The organism is Streptomyces sp. NPDC043746 (assembly GCF_056436485.1).
This window is the reverse complement of the sequence record NZ_JBWKCM010000046.1, coordinates 1-18,553: the sequence shown is the minus strand read 5'-3', so window position 1 is coordinate 18,553 and position 18,553 is coordinate 1. Positions and strand designations below refer to the sequence as shown.

The window sequence follows — 18,553 nt, the reverse complement described above, 5'->3', positions numbered from 1 at the left end:
CGTTTATGCACCCGGAAGCCGGGTAGCAGCGCATGTTTATGCAGGTCAGCACCGCCCCTCGGGCAGCCCCGCATCGGTGGGGAGGCTCCGGACGGCGCCCGAATCGGGCAGACTGGCCGGATCCCACACTGTCCAGATCTGCCGCACGGCCGGGGAGCGCACGGTGAGCACTGACACTCCAGGGATCGACCCCCTGCTGGCGCTGCGCGCCCCGCAGGACCCCGCCTGTGACGTCTTCCTGACGGGCACGGTCTTCCTCGACATCATCTTCACCGGCCTCGACAGCGCCCCCGTGCGCGGCACCGAGTCCTGGGCCCGGGGGATGGGCTCCAGTCCCGGCGGCGTCGCCAACATGGCCACCGCACTCGCCCGGCTCGGCCTGCGCACCTCCCTCGCCGCCGCGTTCGGGGACGACCACTACGGGGAGTACTGCTGGGACACGCTCGAACAGGGCGAGGGCATCGACCTGTCGATGTCGCGCACCGTCCCCGGCTGGCACTCCCCGGTGACCGTCTCGATGGCGTACGAGGGCGAGCGCACGATGGTCTCCCACGGCCACGAGGCCCCGGCGCCGACCCCGACCCCCTCGGAGTCCGTCCCCTCGGAGTCCGTCCCCGCCGGAGCCGCCCCCGACGCCGCCCCGCACCCCGCCTTCCCCCGGTGCCCGCCGCGCGCCCGGGCCGCCATCGCCTCGCTCGTCCCGGGGCGCAGCGAGCCCTGGGTGGCCGCCGCCGCCGGGCACGGCGCGCTGATCTTCGCGGACGTCGGCTGGGACGAGACCGGCCGCTGGGACCTGGACGCGCTGCCCGACCTGGCGCATTGCGAGGCGTTCCTGCCCAACGCCGAGGAGGCGATGCGCTACACCCGTACGGACTGTCCGCGCGCCGCCGCCCACGCCCTCGCGGAGCGGGTCCCGCTGGCCGTGGTCACCCTGGGGGCCGAGGGCGCCTACGCCGTCGACGGGCGGACCGGGGCCGCCGCCCAGGTGCCCGCCATCGAGGTGGAGGCACTCGACCCGACCGGGGCGGGGGACGTCTTCGTGGCCGGGTTCGTCACGGGCACCCTGGCCGACTGGCCGCTCGCGGACCGCCTCGCCTTCGCCGGGCTGACGGCCGCCCTCTCCGTCCAGGAGTTCGGCGGCTCCCTCTCCGCCCCCGGCTGGGCCGAGATCGCCGCCTGGTGGCAGCGCATCCGCACGCTCGACGACCAGGACCCCGCCGCCCTGGAGCGGTACGCGTTCCTGGAGGAGCTGCTGCCCACCGCGGCCCGCGCCTGGCCCCTGCGGCGGGCGGTCCCCACGATCGGCTTCCGTCAGTGAGAAGGCGCCGCCCTCGCACACACGGCCGGTAAAAGGACTCCGCGTTGTCACCGCCAAGTCGTAGGCTTGGTGATCCAGAGGTTGTCGAACGGCGAGAACCCTGCAACGGGAGGTATGCGCAGGCCCGAGGGCCGGCCCATGACTCAGTCATCCACACAGCCGCAGGCGCGCGCCCAGATCCGCATCCCGGCCGCACACCCCATGGTGATGCTCCTCGGATCGGGTGACTCGCTGTTGCGCGTGATCGAAGAGGCCTTCCCGGCGGCCGACATCCATGTCCGGGGCAACGAGATCAGCGCCACGGGCGAGGCGGCCGACGTCGCCCTCATCCAGCGCCTGTTCGACGAGATGATGCTCGTGCTCCGCACCGGAGCGCCGATGACGGAGGACGCAGTGGAACGGTCGATCGCCATGCTCAGGGCGGCCGGCACCGGCGAGGGGGACCCCCAGGGCGAGACACCCGCCGAGGTGCTCACGCAGAACATCCTCTCCAACCGCGGCCGCACCATCCGACCCAAGACGCTCAACCAGAAGCGGTACGTCGACGCGATCGACCGGCACACGATCGTCTTCGGCATCGGCCCGGCGGGCACCGGCAAGACCTATCTGGCCATGGCCAAGGCGGTCCAGGCGCTCCAGTCCAAGCAGGTCAGCCGCATCATCCTGACCCGCCCCGCGGTCGAGGCGGGCGAGCGGCTCGGCTTCCTGCCGGGCACGCTCTTCGACAAGATCGACCCGTATCTCCGCCCGCTCTACGACGCCCTGCACGACATGCTCGACCCCGACTCGATCCCGCGCCTGATGGCGGCGGGCACGATCGAGGTGGCGCCGCTGGCATACATGCGGGGACGTGCTCAACCGGTCTTCACCAACGTGCTGACCCCCGACGGGTGGCGCCCCATCGGCAGTCTCCAGGTGGGTGACCTCGTCATCGGCTCCAACGGTGAGCCGACTCCCGTCCTCGGTGTCTACCCGCAGGGTGAGAAGGACATCTACCGTGTCAGCGCCCAGGACGGCTCCTGGACGTTGTGCTGCGGCGAGCACCTGTGGACGGTCCGGACGGCCGCCGACCGCCGCCGGGACAAGCCGTGGCGGGTCCTGGAGACCAAGGAGATGATCGGCAACCTCCGGGCGGCACACGCCCGCCGTTACGAGCTGCCGATGCTGACCGCGCCCGTGAGCTTCCCCGAGCGCGAAGTCCCGATGGACCCGTACGCACTGGGTCTGCTGCTGGGCGACGGCTGCCTCACCGGCTCCACCACCCCGTCGTTCGCCACGGCCGACCCCGAGCTTGCCGAAGCCCTGCAGGAAGCACTCACCGGTGTCACCCTGCGGCACAGGGGTGGGCCGGACTACGTGCTGAACCGGACCAAGGCCCCCGGCGATGTGGTGACTCTGGAGAACCCGGTCACCGCGGTCCTGCGGCAGTTGGACCTCCTCGGCACCCGGTCCCACTCGAAGTTCGTTCCCGACGACTACCTGCACAACTCCGCCGAGATCCGCCTCGGGGTGCTCCAGGGTCTCCTTGACGCCGACGGCGGTCCGGTCACGCAGTCGGACCGTACCTGCCGCATCCAGTACACGACCGCTTCGATCGCCCTTCGCGACGACGTGATCGCGCTGGTCCGGTCGCTCGGCGGAGTGGCCTACACACGCCGTCGGCCGACGGAGGGCCGGGCACCCGCGCTCGCCCACGGCAGGCCCGTGCACCACCGGTACGACGCCCACGTCGTCGACATCCGCCTCCCCGAGGGCATCGAGCCCTTCCGCCTCGCCCGCAAGGCGGAGAAGTACCACGGGGCCGGCGGCGGTGGACGCCCGATGCGGTTCATCGACAGCATCGAGCCGGCCGGGCGGGAAGAGGCGGTCTGCATCCAGGTGGCGGCGGAGGACTCGCTCTACGTCACCCAGGACTACCTGCTGACGCACAACACGCTCAACGACGCCTTCATCATCCTCGACGAGGCGCAGAACACCAGCGCCGAGCAGATGAAGATGTTCCTCACCCGCCTCGGCTTCGACTCCAAGATCGTCATCACCGGTGACATCACCCAGGTCGACCTGCCGAGCGGCACCAAGAGCGGACTCCGGCAGGTCCAGGAGATCCTGGAGGACGTGGACGACGTGCACTTCTCCCGGCTCACCTCCCAGGATGTCGTCCGGCACAAGCTCGTCGGCCGTATCGTCGACGCGTACGAGAAGTACGACAGCCGAAACGGTCAACGAGACGGTCAGGCGGACGGCCGGGAAGACGGCCGACGCGACCGCCGCAAAGGGAAGTAGTCGCAGCGCACCATGTCGATCGACGTCAACAACGAGTCCGGAACCGAGATCGACGAGCAGGCGATCCTCGACATCGCCCGCTACGCCCTGGCCCGGATGCGGATCCACCCGCTCTCCGAGCTCTCGGTGATCGTGGTGGACACCGACGCCATGGAGCAGCTGCACATCCAGTGGATGGACCTCCCCGGCCCGACCGATGTCATGTCCTTCCCGATGGACGAGCTGCGTCCGCCGCGCAAGGACGACGACGAGCCCCCGCAGGGGCTCCTCGGTGACATCGTGCTCTGCCCGGAGGTCGCGAAGAGGCAGGGCCAGGAGGCGCCGACGCAGCACTCCATGGACGAGGAGCTCCAGCTCCTGACCGTCCACGGAGTGCTGCACCTGCTGGGGTACGACCACGAGGAGCCCGACGAGAAGGCCGAGATGTTCGGCCTCCAGGCCGCCATCGTGGACGGCTGGCGCGGTGAGCAGGGGCTCACCGGCCCGTCACCCGCCCCCACCGTCTCGTGATCGCGCCCCTGATCACCGGAGCCGTCCTGCTGGTCGTCGTCGGCTGGCTGGCCGCCTGTGCCGAGGCGGGCATCGCCCGTACGTCGAGTTTCCGGGCGGACGAGGCGGTCCGGTCCGGGCGGCGCGGCAGCGCGAAGCTCGCGCAGATCGCCGCCGACCCGACCCGCTATCTCAACGTCGCCCTGCTGGTGCGGGTCGCCTGCGAGATGTCGGCCGGGGTGCTCGTCACGTACGTCTGCCTCCAGACGTTCCCGGAGACCTGGGAGGCGCTGGCCGTCGCCATGGGCGTCATGGTCCTCGTCAGCTATGTCGCCATCGGGGTCTCCCCGCGCACCATCGGCCGCCAGCACCCGCTGAACACGGCGACGGCCTCGGCGTACGTCCTGCTGCCGCTGGCCCGGATCATGGGCCCGATCCCGCAGCTGCTGATCCTCGTCGGCAACGCGCTCACCCCCGGCAAGGGGTTCCGCAAGGGCCCGTTCGCCAGCGAGGCCGAGCTGCGGGCCATGGTGGACCTCGCGGAGGCGGAGTCGCTGATCGAGGACGACGAGCGCCGCATGGTGCACTCGGTCTTCGAGCTGGGCGACACCCTGGTGCGCGAGGTGATGGTGCCGCGCACGGACCTGGTCTCCATCGAGCGGTTCAAGACGATTCGCCAGGCCCTCACCCTCGCCCTGCGCTCCGGCTTCTCCCGGATACCGGTCACCGGGGAGAACGAGGACGACATCGTCGGTGTCGTCTATCTGAAGGACCTGGTCCGCAAGACCCACATCAACCGCGACTCCGAGGCCGACCCGGTCGCCACCGCGATGCGCCCCGCCGCCTTCGTCCCCGATACCAAGAACGCCGGGGACCTGCTGCGCGAGATGCAGCGGGACCGCAGCCATGTCGCCGTCGTCATCGACGAGTACGGCGGTACGGCGGGCATCGTCACCATCGAGGACATCCTGGAGGAGATCGTCGGGGAGATCACCGACGAGTACGACCGCGAGCTGCCGCCCGTCCAGGAGCTGGAGAACGGCTGCTACCGGGTGACCGCCCGCCTCGACATCGGGGACCTGGGCGACATCTTCGGGCTCGACGAGTACGACGACGAGGACGTGGAGACCGTCGGGGGCCTGCTCGCCAAGGCGCTCGGCCGGGTCCCGATCGCCGGGGCCTCGGCCGTCGTCGACCTGCCCGACGGCCGCCGCCTCCGCCTCACCGCCGAGTCGCCGGCCGGCCGCCGGAACAAGATCGTCACGGTGCTGGTGGAGCCCCACGAGAAGGAAGCGGAGACGGAGACCGTATGACCCCCGAGCGGCTGCGCGCCTTCTGCCTGGAGTTCAACGCGAGTGTGGAGGAGTTCCCGTTCGGCCCGGAGACCTCGGTCTTCAAGGTGCTCGGCAGGATGTTCGCCCTCACCGCCCTGGACGCCGACCCTCTGACGGTCAACCTCAAGTGCGACCCGGACGACGCGGTCCGCCTCCGCGAGGAGCACCCGGCGGCCGTCGTGCCCGGTTGGCACATGAACAAGCGCCACTGGAACACGGTGACCGTCTCCGGCGTCCCGGAGCGGCTGCTGCGCGAGCTGATCGAGGACTCCTACGACCTGGTGGTGGCCGGTCTCCCCAGGGCGGAGCGGCTACGGCTGGACCGGCCGTAGGCCCCGGGGAGGGAGCGTGCGGCGACCCTGCCCGCCGGGGCACGTGATCCACCGCGCCCGGCCGCTTCGTATGCTCGTGCCATGACCGACACCACCGACCTCGACGCCGAGGACCGCAAGATCGTCACCCTGGCGCGCAGCGCCCGCGCCCGCAACCAGGTGGCCGAGGGCGCCGCCGTCCGCGACGAGACCGGGCGTACGTATGTGGCGGGCACCGTGGCGCTGGAGTCGCTGAAGCTCAGCGCCCTGCGGACCGCCGTGGCCATGGCCGTCGCCAGCGGCGCCACCTCGCTGGAGGCCGCCGCCGTCGTCTCCGCCGCCGAGACCCCCGCCGAAGAGGACCGCGCCGCCGTGCGGGACCTGGGCGGACCCGACACCCCGGTGCTGCTCGCCGGCCCGGACGGCACCCTGCGGCTGCGCGTCACCGCGGGCTGACGGACGGCCCCGCCGGGAGCGGCGGGGCCCTTTCGGCGCGTCCGTGCGGACCGCTGTGCGGGAGTGCCGCCGCGATCGGGGAGAATGGTCGCCATGAGCGCTCGACCGAACCAAGAAGCCGCTGCCCAGCGGGCGGAGAACGACGCCCCCCACCGGGCCGGTTTCGCCTGCTTCGTGGGCCGCCCCAACGCGGGCAAGTCCACCCTCACGAACGCTCTGGTCGGCCAGAAGGTGGCGATCACCTCCAACCGGCCCCAGACCACCCGGCACACCGTGCGCGGCATCGTCCACCGCGACGACGCGCAGCTGATCCTGGTCGACACCCCCGGCCTCCACAAGCCGCGCACGCTGCTCGGCGAGCGGCTGAACGACGTGGTGCGCACGACGTGGGCCGAGGTCGACGTCATCGGCTTCTGCCTGCCCGCCGACCAGAAGCTCGGCCCGGGCGACAAGTACATCGTCAAGGAGCTGGCGGGGATCAGGAAGACCCCCAAGATCGCCATCATCACCAAGACCGACCTGGTCGAGTCCAAGGCGCTGGCCGAGCAGCTCCTCGCCGTCTCCGCGCTGGCGGAGGAGCTGGGCTTCGAGTGGGCCGAGATCGTGCCGGTCTCGGCGGTCGAGAAGGAAGAGGCGGGGCGCGGTCCCTCGGACAAGGGCGGTGGCGGGCGAGGGGCAGGCCAGGTCGACCTGCTGGCGGACCTGATCGCCCCGCTGCTCCCGGAGAGCCCGCCGCTCTACCCGGAGGGCGACCTCACCGACGAGCCGGAGATGGTCATGGTCGCGGAGCTGATCCGCGAGGCCGCGCTGGAGGGCGTACGGGACGAGCTGCCGCACTCCATCGCCGTCGTCGTCGAGGAGATGCTGCCGCGCACGGACCGCCCGGCGGACAAGCCGCTGCTGGACATCCACGCCAACGTCTACATCGAGCGCCCCAGCCAGAAGGGCATCATCATCGGCCCGAAGGGCAAGCGGCTGAAGGAGGTCGGCACCAAGTCGCGCAAGCACATCGAGGCGCTGCTCGGCACGCCGGTCTTCCTGGACCTGCACGTGAAGGTCGCCAAGGACTGGCAGCGCGACCCGAAGCAGCTGCGGAAGCTCGGCTTCTAGGGTCTCGGCAGGACAGGAGCCGGTCTCACGCGCCCTCCTTCAGGACGCGTGAGACCAGCGTGCGCTGCGCCCCGGTCAGATCGGGGTCAGCGCAGTACACGGTGCGGTCCCCGACCGCGATCGCATACCGGAAGCCGTCCGGAACCCCGGACGGCGGCTCGTCCGGGGTGGTGGCGAGGACCTCCGCGGCGAGCGACTCCCACTCCGCCGCGTCCTGACGGCCCGCGGTGTCGATCGCCTGGGTGCGGGAGATGCCGGCGAAGCCGCCGGTGCGGGTGACCTGGATACGCATGGGGTCCTGTCTAGCCGGGGCCGGGCGGGCCCTCAACCCCGCCGTACGGGGCCGGGGCGGTCACGCCGTTCACTCCGCCGTCGGTACGCCCACCTCGGACCAGGCCTTCAGGACCGCCTCCTTCTCGCCGCGCTCCCCGAACCGGCTCCCCGCCGCCGCGACCGTCAGCCGGGCGAACCGGGCGAAGTCCGCGGTGGCCGTCAGCTCACCGCCGGTCAGCACGTCGAACCAGATCTGCCCGGCCCGCTCCCAGGCGTTGCCGCCCAGGGCGTTGGCCAGCAGGTAGAAGGCGCGGTTGGGGATGCCGGAGTTGATGTGGACCCCGCCGTTGTCCTCCTCCGTCTCGACGTACTCCTCCATCGAGGCGGGCTGCGGGTCCTTGCCGAGCACGTCGTCGTCGTACGCCGTGCCCGGGGCCTTCATCGAGCGCAGGGCGTCCCCGTCGACCCGGGGCGCGAGCAGCCCGGCGCCGATCAGCCAGTCGGCCTGCTCCGCGCTCTGGCCGAGCGAGTACTGCTTGACCAGCGAGCCGAAGACGTCGGAGACCGACTCGTTGAGCGCGCCCGCCTGACCCTCGTAGCGCAGGTTGGCGGTGTACTGGGTGAGGCCGTGGGCCAGCTCGTGGGCGATGACGTCCACGGCGTTCGTGAAGTCGAGGAAGATCTCCCCGTCGCCGTCCCCGAAGACCATCTGCTCGCCGTCGTAGAACGCGTTGCTGTACTCGCGGCCGTAGTGGACGGAGCCGATGAGCGGCAGCCCCTTGCCGTCGATCGAGCTGCGCCCGTAGGCGGAGAGCAGGAGGTCGAAGGTGGCGCCGAGTCCGGCGTACGCGCGGTTGACGCTGGCGTCCGAGGTGGGCTTGTCGCCCTCGTCCCGGACCTTGGTGCCCGGCAGCGACGTGCCGTTCCGGCAGTCGTACAGGGTGCGGTGGGGCTTGGAGGGGACCGCGCCCGCCGTGGGGGTGGCGGGCGCGGTGGACAGGGCCGTCAGCCGACGGCGGTTGCGGCGGAGGCCGTCGGCATCCAGGGTGCGGCGGGCCGGGTCGGCCAGCCGGGGGTCGCCGGAGTGCGACAGCTTGTCGAGGACGTGGGGCGGAACGATGGTGCAGAAGACAGGGTTCAGCCCGTCCTCTTCGGTTCGAGGCTGCATGCCATCGACTGTGGCACTCCGTCACCGTGATGTCACTGGTTGCGACCGTGATTGACGAAATAGAGTGATGAGTCACCGTTTCCCCCTCATCGTCGCCCGGTCCCGCATACTGATACGGACCGACACCCCGGGTCACCCTCGGCTAGGCTCGTCGCATCATGCGTTTCGGGCTGCTTCTCCTTAGCTGCCGCGGCGAGGGCCTGTAGTCGTAGGCCGACCCCCTCCCCGCGGAGTCTGGTGCTGTGCAGCGACACCGTCGGCCGACCCCCTGTCGGACCCCGAGGAGCCCTACGCCATGACCGCCGTGAACCCCACCGGTGCAGCGAACCCCGCGAGCGACGCCGTCGGCCGCCCCACGCCCGTCACCAACACGACGCAGCTCCAGAAGCCGTCCGGGATGCCGGTCCACAAGTACCGCGGTTACGAGGCCGTGGACATCGCCGACCGCACCTGGCCGGACAACCGGATCACCGTGGCGCCCCGCTGGCTGTCCACCGATCTGCGCGACGGCAACCAGGCGCTGATCGACCCGATGAGCCCCGCCCGCAAGCGCGAGATGTTCGATCTGCTCGTACGCATGGGCTACAAGGAGATCGAGGTCGGCTTCCCGTCCTCCGGCGAGACCGACTTCGCCTTCGTGCGCTCCATCATCGAAGAGGGCGCGATCCCCGAGGACGTGACGATCTCCGTCCTGACCCAGGCCCGCGAGGAGCTGATCGAGCGGACCGTCGAGTCGCTGGTCGGCGCCCGCCGGGCCACCGTCCACCTGTACAACGCCACCGCTCCCACCTTCCGCCGCGTCGTCTTCCGCGGTTCGAAGGAGCAGGTCAAGCAGATCGCGGTGGACGGGACGCGGCTGGTGATGGAGTACGCGGAGAAGATCCTGGGCCCCGAGACGATCTTCGGCTACCAGTACAGCCCGGAGATCTTCACCGACACCGAGCTGGACTTCGCCCTGGAGGTCTGCGAGGCGGTCTGCGACGTCTGGCAGCCCGAGGAGGGCCGGGAGATCATCCTGAACCTGCCCGCCACCGTGGAGCGCTCCACGCCCTCCACCCACGCGGACCGCTTCGAGTGGATGTCCCGCAACCTGACCCGCCGCGAGCACGTCTGCCTCTCCGTCCACCCGCACAACGACCGGGGTACGGCGGTGGCGGCGGCCGAACTGGCCATCATGGCCGGGGCCGACCGCATCGAGGGCTGCCTGTTCGGCCAGGGTGAGCGGACCGGCAACGTGGACCTGGTCACGCTGGGCATGAACCTGTTCTCCCAGGGGGTGGACCCGCAGATCGACTTCTCGCAGATCGACGAGATCCGCCGCACCAGCGAGTACTGCAACCAGATGGAGATCCACCCCCGCCACCCGTACGCGGGCGATCTCGTCTACACCGCCTTCTCCGGCTCCCACCAGGACGCCATCAAGAAGGGCTTCGACGCCATGGAGGCCGACGCCGCCGCCCAGGGCAGGAGCGTGGACGACATCGAGTGGGCCGTGCCGTACCTGCCGATCGACCCCAAGGACGTCGGCCGCTCCTACGAGGCCGTCATCCGCGTCAACTCCCAGTCCGGCAAGGGCGGCATCGCCTACGTCCTGAAGAACGACCACAAGCTGGACCTGCCGCGCCGGATGCAGATCGAGTTCTCCCGGATCATTCAGGCCAAGACCGACGCCGAGGGCGGCGAGGTCACCCCGACCCAGATCTGGTCCGTCTTCCAGGACGAGTACCTGCCCAACGCCGACGACACCGCGGCCCGATGGGGCCGCATCCAGCTGCGCTCCGGCCAGACCACCACCGACACCGACGGCCGGGACACCCTGACCGTCGAGGCCACCGTCGACGGCACGGACACCGTCCTGACCGGCACGGGCAACGGCCCGATCTCCGCGTTCTTCGAAGCGCTGCAGGCCATCGGCATCGACGCCCGGCTGCTGGACTACACCGAGCACACCATGAGCGAGGGAGCCTCCGCCCAGGCCGCCTCGTACATCGAGTGCGCGATCGACGGCAAGGTGCTGTGGGGCATCGGCATCGACGCCAACACCACCCGTGCCTCGCTCAAGGCGGTCGTCTCCGCCGTCAACCGAGCATCCCGCTGACACCCGGCAGCGCCGAGCCGAACCCCGATCGCCCGCTCCGGGCGGTCGGGGTTCGGCCATATCCGAGGGTTGTGACCTCCGGAGTACTGACGCCACATCACGCATGTGGCTAACATCACGTCCAGCACACGGCAATGTCGCCGGAGCGTTACGGAGGTGTGCGACGTGCGGTCAGCCAAAGGACGACGCGCTCTGAGGCCGGTCCTCTGCGGCATCCGCACGGTCTGGGACGCCGTCGGCGACGGGGCCTTCTTCTGCCCCGGCTGCGGCGGCGACCGCAACTACCGCCGCCTCACCGGCCGCCGCCGGCTCACCGTCCTCGGCATCCCGCTGGCCCGCCGGGGCGAGATGGGACCCGTCGTGGAGTGCGCCGCCTGCCGCGTCCGCTTCGGCCCCGACGCCCTGGACCACCCCACCACCACCCGGTTCTCCTCGATGCTCCGGGAGGCCGTCCACACCGTCACCCTGGCCGTCCTCGCGGCCGGCGGGACCACCTCCCGTACGGTGCTGGAGACCGCCGTCGGGGTCGTCCGCGACGCCGGACTCGACGACTGCACGCAGGAGCAGCTGTACACCGTGGTGGAGGTGCTCGCCGCCGACGCCGGGTTCGGCACCGCGGCCGACCCGACGGCCGAGGCGTGCGGCCCCGCCCTCGCCATCGAGCTGCACGAGGTGCTGGCCCCCCTCGCCCCGCACCTGGCCACCACCGGCCGTGAGTCGGTCCTGCTCCAGGGGGCCCGCATCGCGCTCGCCGACGGGCCTTACGGACCGGCCGAGCGCGAGGTCCTGACGGCGGTGGGCGGCGCCCTGCGGCTCCCGGCCGACGACACCGCCCGCCTGCTCGCCGCGGCGGCCCGCACGCCCTCGTAGCGCTTGCCGGGATCCGCTGCCGCCGCCGGGGGCCGGTGGGCGACAATGGGCCCATGAGCTTGTTCCGGGACGACGGCATCGTGCTGCGTACGCAGAAACTGGGCGAGGCCGACCGGATCATCACGATCCTCACCCGCGGTCACGGCCGGGTCCGCGCCGTCGCCCGGGGGGTGCGCCGCACCAAGTCCAAGTTCGGTGCCCGGCTGGAGCCGTTCTCCCATGTCGACGTGCAGTTCTTCGCGCGCGGCAGCGAGCTGGTCGGCCGCGGGCTGCCGCTCTGCACCCAGAGCGAGACCATCGCCCCGTACGGCGGCGGGATCGTCGCCGACTACGCCCGCTACACGGCCGGCACCGCGATGCTGGAGACCGCCGAGCGGTTCACCGACCACGAGGGCGAACCCGCCGTCCAGCAGTATCTGCTCCTCGTCGGCGGCCTGCGCACCCTCGCCCGGGGCGAGCACGCCCCTCACCTGATCCTGGACGCGTTCCTGCTGCGCTCGCTGGCCGTCAACGGGTACGCGCCGAGCTTCGAGGACTGCGCGAAGTGCGGGATGCCGGGGCCCAACCGGTTCTTCTCCGTCGCGGCGGGGGGCGTCATATGCGGTGACTGCCGGGTCCCCGGCAGCGTCGTACCCTCGGCGCAGGCCCTGGAGCTGCTGAGCGCGCTGCTCAGCGGCGACTGGGCGACGGCGGACGCGTGCGAGGCGCGCCATGCCAGGGAGGGCAGCGGGCTGGTGTCCGCCTATCTGCACTGGCATCTGGAGCGGGGCCTGCGCTCGCTGCGGTACGTGGAGAAGTGACGCGGGGCCTCAGGAGAACCACGCGGGCCCGAAGAAGCACGGCGCGTTACGTGAAGAAGTGACACAGGGAGACTGAGAAGCTCATGGCAGTACGCGGGATCCTCGGCGGCCGTAACCGGCGCACCTACAAGACCCCCGAGCCGCACCCCTCGGGCGCGACGCCGCCGAAGATCCCCGGCGAGCTGGTGCCCCAGCACGTCGCCGTCGTGATGGACGGCAACGGCCGCTGGGCCAAGGAACGGGGGCTACCCCGCACCGAGGGCCACAAGGTCGGTGAGGGCGTCGTCATGGACGTCCTCAAGGGGTGCATCGAGATGGGCGTCAAGAACCTCTCGCTCTACGCCTTCTCCACGGAGAACTGGAAGCGGTCCCCGGAGGAGGTGAAGTTCCTGATGAACTTCAACCGGGACGTGATCCGCCGCCGCCGTGACGAGATGGACGAACTCGGCATCCGCATCCGCTGGGTGGGCCGCATGCCCAAGCTGTGGAAGTCCGTCGTCCAGGAGCTCCAGGTCGCCCAGGAGCAGACCAAGGACAACGACAGGATGACGCTGTACTTCTGCGTCAACTACGGCGGCCGCGCCGAGATCGCGGACGCCGCCCAGCGCATCGCCCAGGACGTGGCGGCCGGGAAGCTCGACCCGTCGAAGGTCAACGAGAAGACGTTCCAGAAGTACGTCTACTACCCGGACATGCCGGACGTGGACCTCTTCGTGCGCCCCAGCGGCGAGCAGCGCACCTCGAACTACCTGATCTGGCAGAGCGCGTACGCGGAGATGGTCTTCCAGGACGTTCTGTGGCCGGATTTCGACCGTCGGGACCTCTGGCGGGCCTGCCTGGAGTACGCGCAGCGCGACCGCCGCTTCGGCGGGGCGCAGGAGGCGGAAGCCGCGAAGTGAGTACGGGGAAGGGGCGGGTCCGGCGCACGAAGCACCGGGCCCGCCCCTTCCGTAGGTCCCTTACGCCTTCTTTCCGGCGCACTCCGCACAGGTGCCGAAGATCTCGACGGTGTGTGCGACGTTGACGTAGCCGTGCTGGGCGGCGATCGTCTCGGCCCACTGCTCGACGGCCGGTCCCTCCACCTCCACGGCCTTGCCGCAGAGCCGGCAGACCAGGTGATGGTGGTGGCTGTCGGTCGAGCACCGCCGGTAGACGGCCTCGCCCTCGGTGGTGCGCAGGACGTCGACCTCACCCGCGTCGGCGAGGGACTGCAGGGTCCGGTAGACCGTCGTGAGGCCCACGGAGTCGCCGCGGTGCTTGAGGACGTCGTGCAGCTCCTGGGCGCTGCGGAACTCGTCGACCTCGTCGAGGGCCGCCGCCACCGCCGCCCGCTGCCGGGTGGACCGGCCGCGTACCGGCGCTGCGTTCGTGCCACTGATCGGCGCCGTGGCCACAGGTGCCTCCTCGTGTCGCCCGTACATGTGTCGGGCCATTGTGCCAGTCCGCCCGGGCGCCGTACTCAAACGCGCACGTCACTCGGCCACGTGCGCGTCACACCCCGTGCGCGTCACACGGTCTCAGACGTGCGCGCCGTCCGAGCCCCGGCGGGCCGCCGGTACTTCCAGGGTGCACTCCGCACCCGTCGCCGCGCTCGCCCGGGCCCGCCGCTTCGCGAGCGGAGCCGCGAGCACGGTCAGCGCGACGAACACCGCGATGGCCAGCAGCACGATCGTCGCGCCGGGCGGAACGTCCTGGTAGTACGAGGTCACGGTGCCGGTCAGGGTCACCGCCGTACCGATCACCACGGAGAGCACGAACGTCACCCTGAAGGACTTGGTGATCTGCTGCGCCGCGGCCACCGGCACCACCATCAGCGCGCTGACCAGCAGCAGCCCGACGACCCGCATCGCGACGGTCACCGTCACGGCGGCCGTGACGGCGACCAGCAGGTTCAGCACCCGCACCGGCAGCCCGGTGACCCGGGCGAACTCCTCGTCCTGGCTGACGGCGAACAGCTGCCGCCGCAGCCCCACGGTGACCAGCACCACGAAGGCGGCCAGCACGGCGATGGCGACGACGTCCGCATCGGAGACCGTGGAGAGCGAGCCGAAGAGGTACGAGGTCAGGTTGGCGTTGGAGCCGGTGTCGGAGAGGTTGATCAGCATGACGCCGCCCGCCATGCCCCCGTAGAAGAGCATCGCCAGGGCCAGGTCGCCGCGCGTGTGCCCGTACCAGCGGATCAGTTCCATGGTGACCGCACCGGCCACGGCGACGGCGGTGGCCATCCAGATGGGGCTGGTGGAGAGCAGGAAGCCGAGGCCGACACCGGTCATCGCGATGTGGCCGATGCCGTCGCCCATCAGGGCCTGCCGGCGCTGGACCAGGTAGATGCCGATGGCGGGCGCGGTGATGCCGACCAGGACGGCCGCGACGAGCGCCCGCTGCATGAAGGGCGGGTTCAGGAATTCGAACAGCATCAGGTCAGCAGTCCCGTCCGTACGGGCTCGGCGGCCGCGTGGGGGTGTACGTGGTCGTGGCCGGGCAGGGCGTGCTGGCCCAGCGCCTCCGGCGGCGGGCCGTCGTGCGTGACACAGCCGTCGCGCAGCACCACGGCCCGGTCGATCAGCGGCTCCAGCGGCCCCAGCTCGTGCAGCACCAGCAGCACGGAGGTGCCCAGAGCCACCTGCTCGCGCAGCGTCGCCGCCAGGACCTCCTGGCTGGCCAGGTCCACCCCGGCCATCGGCTCGTCCATGATCAGCAACTCCGGCTCGGCGGCCAGCGCGCGGGCGATCAGGACCCGCTGGTGCTGGCCGCCCGACAGGGCGCTCACGGAGTCCTTGGCGCGGTCGGCGAGGCCCACCAGCCCGATGGCCCGCTCCACGGCCGCCCGGTCCGCCTTCCCGGGCCACCGCAGCCGCGTACGGGAGAGCCGGCCGGAGGCGACGACCTCGCGGATGGTGGCGGGCACCCCGCCGGCCGCAGTGGTGCGCTGCGGTACGTAACCGATCCGGCCCCACTGCCGGAAGCGCCGCAGCTCGGTGCCGAACAGCTCGACGGTGCCGCCGGTCAGCGGGACCTGGCCGATCGCGGACCGGACGGCGGTGGACTTGCCGGACCCGTTGGCGCCGAGCAGGGCGACCACCTCGCCGCGGCGCACGGTGAGGTCCACCCCGCGGAGCACGGGGCGTGCGCCGAGCGTGGCCGTGGCGCCGCGCAGGCTGACCACGGGCTCGCGGGTGCTGTTCTCACGCTCCGGCATGAGCGCCTCCGATCCGAACGTCACAGGTGGTGCGGGTGGTGCGGGTCACTTGGCGCCGAGTGCCTTCTGCAACGCGGCGAGGTTGGACTCCATGACCTCGATGTAGTCAGCGCCCTTGGACTTCTTCGTGATCCCCTCCAGCGGGTCCAGGACGTCGGTCCTCAGCCCGGTGTCCTTCGCGAGGGTCTTCGCGGTCTTGTCGCTGGCGAGCGTCTCGAAGAAGACCGTGGTGGCCTTCTCCTTCGCCGCGATGGTGTGCAGCTCCTTGATCCGGGCCGGGCTCGGCTCGGCCTCCGGGTCGATGCCCGCGATGCCCTGCTGGGTGAGCCCGTAGCGCTCGGCGAGGTAGCCGAAGGCGGAGTGGGTGGTGATGAAGGTCTTGGTGGCGGTGTTCTTCAGCCCGCTCTCGTAGGCCTTGTCGAGCTTGTTCAGCTCGGTGACGAGGGCCTCGGTGTTCTTCCTGTAGTCGGCCGCGTGGTCCGGGTCGGCCTTCTCCAGGGACTTGCCGACGCCCTGGGCGACCTCGGCGTACTTCACCGGGTCCAGCCAGATGTGCGGGTCGGCGCCGCCGTCCTGGCCGTGGTTGTGGCCGTCGTCCTCGGAGTGCTCCCCGTGGGCCTCGTCCTCGTGGCCGTGCTCGTCCTCGTGGCCGTGGCCCTCTTCGCCCTCGTGGCCGTGGCCGTGGCCGTCGACCTCGGCTCCGTGGTCCTCCAGCGTGGTGAGGGTCGCGGCGTCGACGGTGTTCTTCACACCGGACTGCACGATCGCGTCGTCCACGGCGGGCTGGATGCCCTTGAGGTAGAGCACGTAGTCGGAGTCGCTGATGGCGCCGATCTGGCGCGGGGTGAGCTCCAGGTCGTGCGGCTCGACCCCCGGCTTGGTGAGGCTGGTGACCGCGACGTGCTCGCCGCCGATCCGCTCGGCCAGGAACTGCATCGGGTAGAAGGACGCCGTCACCTTCAGCTTGTCACCGCCGCCGCTTCCGTTGCCCCCGTCCGCCGTGTCGGAGGTGGAGCAGGCCGAGAGAGCGGTCAGGCCGAGCACGACTGCTCCGGCGACGGCGGTGGTGGGTATCAGACGACGTACGTTCATGACTGTCATTTTCAACAAAACTGGAAACGATTGTCAACAAGTCTGATGAGATGCCCGGAAGGTCACATAGGGGAGCCGCCGGGGTTCCGTGCCCCACCACCGATTTGATCCAGGGGGTGCGCGCGCCGGTAACCTGAACCATTCGCCCGCCCGTCTCCCGACCACCACCCCCCACGAGGCGCTTCGCGCCGCACCTGTCCTTGTTTCCATCGTCGTATGAAGAGAGCACCGTGGCCGCCGACAAGATCGACACCATCGTCAGCCTGAGCAAGCGCCGTGGCTTCGTCTACCCCTGCAGCGAGATCTACGGCGGTCAGCGTGCCGCCTGGGACTACGGGCCGCTGGGCGTCGAGATGAAGGAGAACCTGAAGCGCCAGTGGTGGCGCTACATGGTCACCGCGCGCGAGGACGTGGTCGGCATCGACTCGTCGGTCATCCTGGCCCCCGAGGTCTGGGTCGCCTCCGGCCACGTCGCCACCTTCTCGGACCCGCTGACCGAGTGCACCTCCTGCCACAAGCGCTACCGCGCGGACCACCTGGAGGAGGCGTACGAGGACAAGCACGGCAAGCCCCCGGTCAACGGCCTCGCCGACCTCAACTGCCCCAACTGCGGCAACAAGGGCACCTTCACCGAGCCCAAGCAGTTCTCGGGTCTGCTCTCCACCCACCTCGGCCCGACCCAGGACTCCGGCTCGGTCGCCTACCTGCGCCCCGAGACCGCCCAGGGCATCTTCACCAACTTCGGCCAGGTGCAGCAGACGTCGCGCAAGAAGCCGCCGTTCGGCATCGCGCAGATGGGCAAGTCCTTCCGGAACGAGATCACTCCGGGCAACTTCATCTTCCGGACCCGTGAGTTCGAGCAGATGGAGATGGAGTTCTTCGTCAAGCCGGGCGAGGACGAGGAGTGGCAGCAGTACTGGATGGACCAGCGCTGGAACTGGTACACGGACCTCGGCATGCGCGAGGAGAACATGCGCTGGTACGAGCACCCGAAGGAGAAGCTCTCCCACTACTCCAAGCGCACCGCCGACATCGAGTACCGCTTCCGCTTCGGCGGCAGCGAGTGGGGCGAGCTGGAGGGTGTCGCCAACCGCACCGACTACGACCTCAAGGCGCACTCCGAGGCCTCCGGCACCGACCTCGTCTACTACGACCAGGAGGCCAACGAGCGCTGGACGCCGTACGTCATCGAGCCGGCGGCCGGTGTCGGCCGCGCGATGCTGGCGTTCCTGCTCGACGCCTACGTCGAGGACGAGGCCCCCAACGCCAAGGGCGTCATGGAGAAGCGCACCGTGATGCGCCTCGACCACCGCCTCGCCCCGGTCAAGGTCGCGGTCCTGCCGCTCTCCCGCAACCCGCAGCTCTCCCCGAAGGCCAAGGGCCTGGCGGCGGACCTCCGCAAGAACTGGAACATCGAGTTCGACGACGCGGGCGCCATCGGCCGCCGCTACCGCCGCCAGGACGAGATCGGTACCCCGTTCTGCGTCACCGTCGACTTCGACACCCTCGACGACAACGCGGTGACCGTGCGCGAGCGCGACACGATGAAGCAGGAGCGCGTCTCCCTGGACCAGATCCAGGCGTACCTCGGCGCCCGCCTGCTCGGCTGCTGACGCTTTCCGTACTTCTTCCGTGCGTACTTCTCCCGTACGCGGGTGGGGGGGGGGGGGGGGGGGGGGGGGGGGGGGGGGGGGGGGGGGGGGGGGGGGGGGGGGGGGGGGGGGGAGGGGGGGGGGGGGGGGGGGGGGGGGG

Annotated in this window: 18 protein-coding genes; 12 read left to right on the top strand and 6 right to left on the bottom strand. The window is 70.8% G+C overall.

The genetic code is table 11. The features are described from left to right. Nucleotides 1-163: 163 nt before the first annotated feature. The 7 genes from AC0682_RS30095 to AC0682_RS30065 all read left to right on the top strand — a co-directional run bounded on the left by AC0682_RS30095 (nt 164) and on the right by AC0682_RS30065 (nt 7,301). Nucleotides 164-1,318, top strand: a complete 1,155-nt coding sequence (locus tag AC0682_RS30095) for a carbohydrate kinase family protein (RefSeq protein WP_254812599.1) — start codon at nt 164-166, stop codon at nt 1,316-1,318. Between the two features lie 138 nt (nt 1,319-1,456). After that, nucleotides 1,457-3,601, top strand: a complete 2,145-nt coding sequence (locus AC0682_RS30090) for a PhoH family protein (protein WP_478536327.1) — start codon at nt 1,457-1,459, stop codon at nt 3,599-3,601. A 12-nt stretch (nt 3,602-3,613) separates the two neighbouring features. After that, the gene (gene ybeY / locus AC0682_RS30085) at nt 3,614-4,111 is read left to right on the top strand and encodes an rRNA maturation RNase YbeY (protein WP_254812601.1); all 498 of its coding nucleotides are present in this window, start codon (nt 3,614-3,616) and stop codon (nt 4,109-4,111) included. Beyond that, a complete protein-coding gene (locus tag AC0682_RS30080; protein WP_478536325.1) occupies nt 4,108-5,403 on the top strand; it encodes a hemolysin family protein in 1,296 nt (431 codons plus the stop codon). The genes ybeY and AC0682_RS30080 overlap by 4 nt, the downstream gene beginning before the upstream one ends. Next, on the top strand, nt 5,400-5,756 hold the full coding sequence (locus tag AC0682_RS30075) for an MmcQ/YjbR family DNA-binding protein (RefSeq protein WP_478536324.1): 357 nt from the start codon (nt 5,400-5,402) through the stop codon (nt 5,754-5,756). The genes AC0682_RS30080 and AC0682_RS30075 overlap by 4 nt, the downstream gene beginning before the upstream one ends. Before the next feature lie 81 nt (nt 5,757-5,837). Further along, complete coding sequence (locus tag AC0682_RS30070) at nt 5,838-6,191, top strand: cytidine deaminase (RefSeq protein WP_478536322.1); 354 nt, start codon at nt 5,838-5,840, stop codon at nt 6,189-6,191. Nucleotides 6,192-6,275: 84 nt separating this feature from the next. Next, nucleotides 6,276-7,301 (top strand): GTPase Era, encoded by a 1,026-nt coding sequence (locus AC0682_RS30065; protein ID WP_254812603.1) that lies wholly within the window; start codon nt 6,276-6,278, stop codon nt 7,299-7,301. A gap of 25 nt (nt 7,302-7,326) precedes the next feature. On the opposite strand, the gene AC0682_RS30060 is transcribed toward AC0682_RS30065, so the two are convergent. After that, complete coding sequence (locus AC0682_RS30060) at nt 7,327-7,593, bottom strand: protealysin inhibitor emfourin (RefSeq protein WP_478536320.1); 267 nt, start codon at nt 7,591-7,593, stop codon at nt 7,327-7,329. 69 nt (nt 7,594-7,662) lie between these two features. Beyond that, nucleotides 7,663-8,742 carry a M4 family metallopeptidase gene (locus tag AC0682_RS30055; RefSeq protein WP_478536319.1) on the bottom strand — a complete coding sequence of 360 codons (1,080 nt, stop codon included), beginning with the start codon at nt 8,740-8,742 and terminating at the stop codon, nt 7,663-7,665. A gap of 295 nt (nt 8,743-9,037) precedes the next feature. Between AC0682_RS30055 and leuA the strand changes: the two genes are divergently transcribed. From leuA to AC0682_RS30035, 4 genes are all read left to right on the top strand, one after another. Continuing rightward, entirely contained in the window at nt 9,038-10,840 is a 1,803-nt protein-coding gene (gene leuA, locus AC0682_RS30050) for a 2-isopropylmalate synthase (protein WP_254812606.1), read from the top strand. 165 nt (nt 10,841-11,005) lie between these two features. Beyond that, nucleotides 11,006-11,710 carry a TerB family tellurite resistance protein gene (locus AC0682_RS30045; protein ID WP_254812607.1) on the top strand — a complete coding sequence of 235 codons (705 nt, stop codon included), beginning with the start codon at nt 11,006-11,008 and terminating at the stop codon, nt 11,708-11,710. 53 nt (nt 11,711-11,763) lie between these two features. After that, nucleotides 11,764-12,510 (top strand): DNA repair protein RecO, encoded by a 747-nt coding sequence (gene recO, locus AC0682_RS30040; RefSeq protein WP_376621806.1) that lies wholly within the window; start codon nt 11,764-11,766, stop codon nt 12,508-12,510. Nucleotides 12,511-12,593: 83 nt separating this feature from the next. Further along, complete coding sequence (locus tag AC0682_RS30035; RefSeq protein ID WP_254812608.1) at nt 12,594-13,409, top strand: isoprenyl transferase; 816 nt, start codon at nt 12,594-12,596, stop codon at nt 13,407-13,409. A 60-nt stretch (nt 13,410-13,469) separates the two neighbouring features. Here AC0682_RS30035 and AC0682_RS30030 read toward each other — a convergent pair whose 3' ends face one another. The 4 genes from AC0682_RS30030 to AC0682_RS30015 all read right to left on the bottom strand — a co-directional run bounded on the left by AC0682_RS30030 (nt 13,470) and on the right by AC0682_RS30015 (nt 16,801). After that, entirely contained in the window at nt 13,470-13,904 is a 435-nt protein-coding gene (locus tag AC0682_RS30030; RefSeq protein ID WP_302885880.1) for a Fur family transcriptional regulator, read from the bottom strand. Between the two features lie 123 nt (nt 13,905-14,027). Continuing rightward, the gene (locus tag AC0682_RS30025; RefSeq protein ID WP_478536316.1) at nt 14,028-14,927 is read right to left on the bottom strand and encodes a metal ABC transporter permease; all 900 of its coding nucleotides are present in this window, start codon (nt 14,925-14,927) and stop codon (nt 14,028-14,030) included. After that, complete coding sequence (locus tag AC0682_RS30020; RefSeq protein ID WP_478536314.1) at nt 14,927-15,709, bottom strand: metal ABC transporter ATP-binding protein; 783 nt, start codon at nt 15,707-15,709, stop codon at nt 14,927-14,929. The genes AC0682_RS30025 and AC0682_RS30020 overlap by 1 nt, the downstream gene beginning before the upstream one ends. Before the next feature lie 45 nt (nt 15,710-15,754). Next, nucleotides 15,755-16,801, bottom strand: a complete 1,047-nt coding sequence (locus AC0682_RS30015; protein WP_478536313.1) for a metal ABC transporter substrate-binding protein — start codon at nt 16,799-16,801, stop codon at nt 15,755-15,757. Between the two features lie 230 nt (nt 16,802-17,031). On the opposite strand from AC0682_RS30015, the gene AC0682_RS30010 reads away from it, so the two are divergent. After that, the gene (locus AC0682_RS30010) at nt 17,032-18,414 is read left to right on the top strand and encodes a glycine--tRNA ligase (RefSeq protein ID WP_254812612.1); all 1,383 of its coding nucleotides are present in this window, start codon (nt 17,032-17,034) and stop codon (nt 18,412-18,414) included. The last annotated feature ends 139 nt before the right edge of the window (nt 18,415-18,553 follow it).

Excerpts from the sequence above, each read along its gene's own strand:
- AC0682_RS30055 (WP_478536319.1), bottom strand. The coding sequence starts at position 8,742 with ATGCAGCCTCGAACCGAAGAGGACGGGCTGAACCCTGTCTTCTGCACC.
- ybeY (WP_254812601.1), top strand. The coding sequence starts at position 3,614 with ATGTCGATCGACGTCAACAACGAGTCCGGAACCGAGATCGACGAGCAG.
- AC0682_RS30070 (WP_478536322.1), top strand. The coding sequence starts at position 5,838 with ATGACCGACACCACCGACCTCGACGCCGAGGACCGCAAGATCGTCACC.
- AC0682_RS30020 (WP_478536314.1), bottom strand. The coding sequence starts at position 15,709 with ATGCCGGAGCGTGAGAACAGCACCCGCGAGCCCGTGGTCAGCCTGCGC.
- recO (WP_376621806.1), top strand. The coding sequence starts at position 11,764 with ATGAGCTTGTTCCGGGACGACGGCATCGTGCTGCGTACGCAGAAACTG.
- AC0682_RS30090 (WP_478536327.1), top strand. The coding sequence starts at position 1,457 with ATGACTCAGTCATCCACACAGCCGCAGGCGCGCGCCCAGATCCGCATC.
- leuA (WP_254812606.1), top strand. The coding sequence starts at position 9,038 with ATGACCGCCGTGAACCCCACCGGTGCAGCGAACCCCGCGAGCGACGCC.
- AC0682_RS30065 (WP_254812603.1), top strand. The coding sequence starts at position 6,276 with ATGGTCGCCATGAGCGCTCGACCGAACCAAGAAGCCGCTGCCCAGCGG.
- AC0682_RS30060 (WP_478536320.1), bottom strand. The coding sequence starts at position 7,593 with ATGCGTATCCAGGTCACCCGCACCGGCGGCTTCGCCGGCATCTCCCGC.
- AC0682_RS30035 (WP_254812608.1), top strand. The coding sequence starts at position 12,594 with ATGGCAGTACGCGGGATCCTCGGCGGCCGTAACCGGCGCACCTACAAG.
- AC0682_RS30075 (WP_478536324.1), top strand. The coding sequence starts at position 5,400 with ATGACCCCCGAGCGGCTGCGCGCCTTCTGCCTGGAGTTCAACGCGAGT.
- AC0682_RS30025 (WP_478536316.1), bottom strand. The coding sequence starts at position 14,927 with ATGCTGTTCGAATTCCTGAACCCGCCCTTCATGCAGCGGGCGCTCGTC.
- AC0682_RS30015 (WP_478536313.1), bottom strand. The coding sequence starts at position 16,801 with ATGAACGTACGTCGTCTGATACCCACCACCGCCGTCGCCGGAGCAGTC.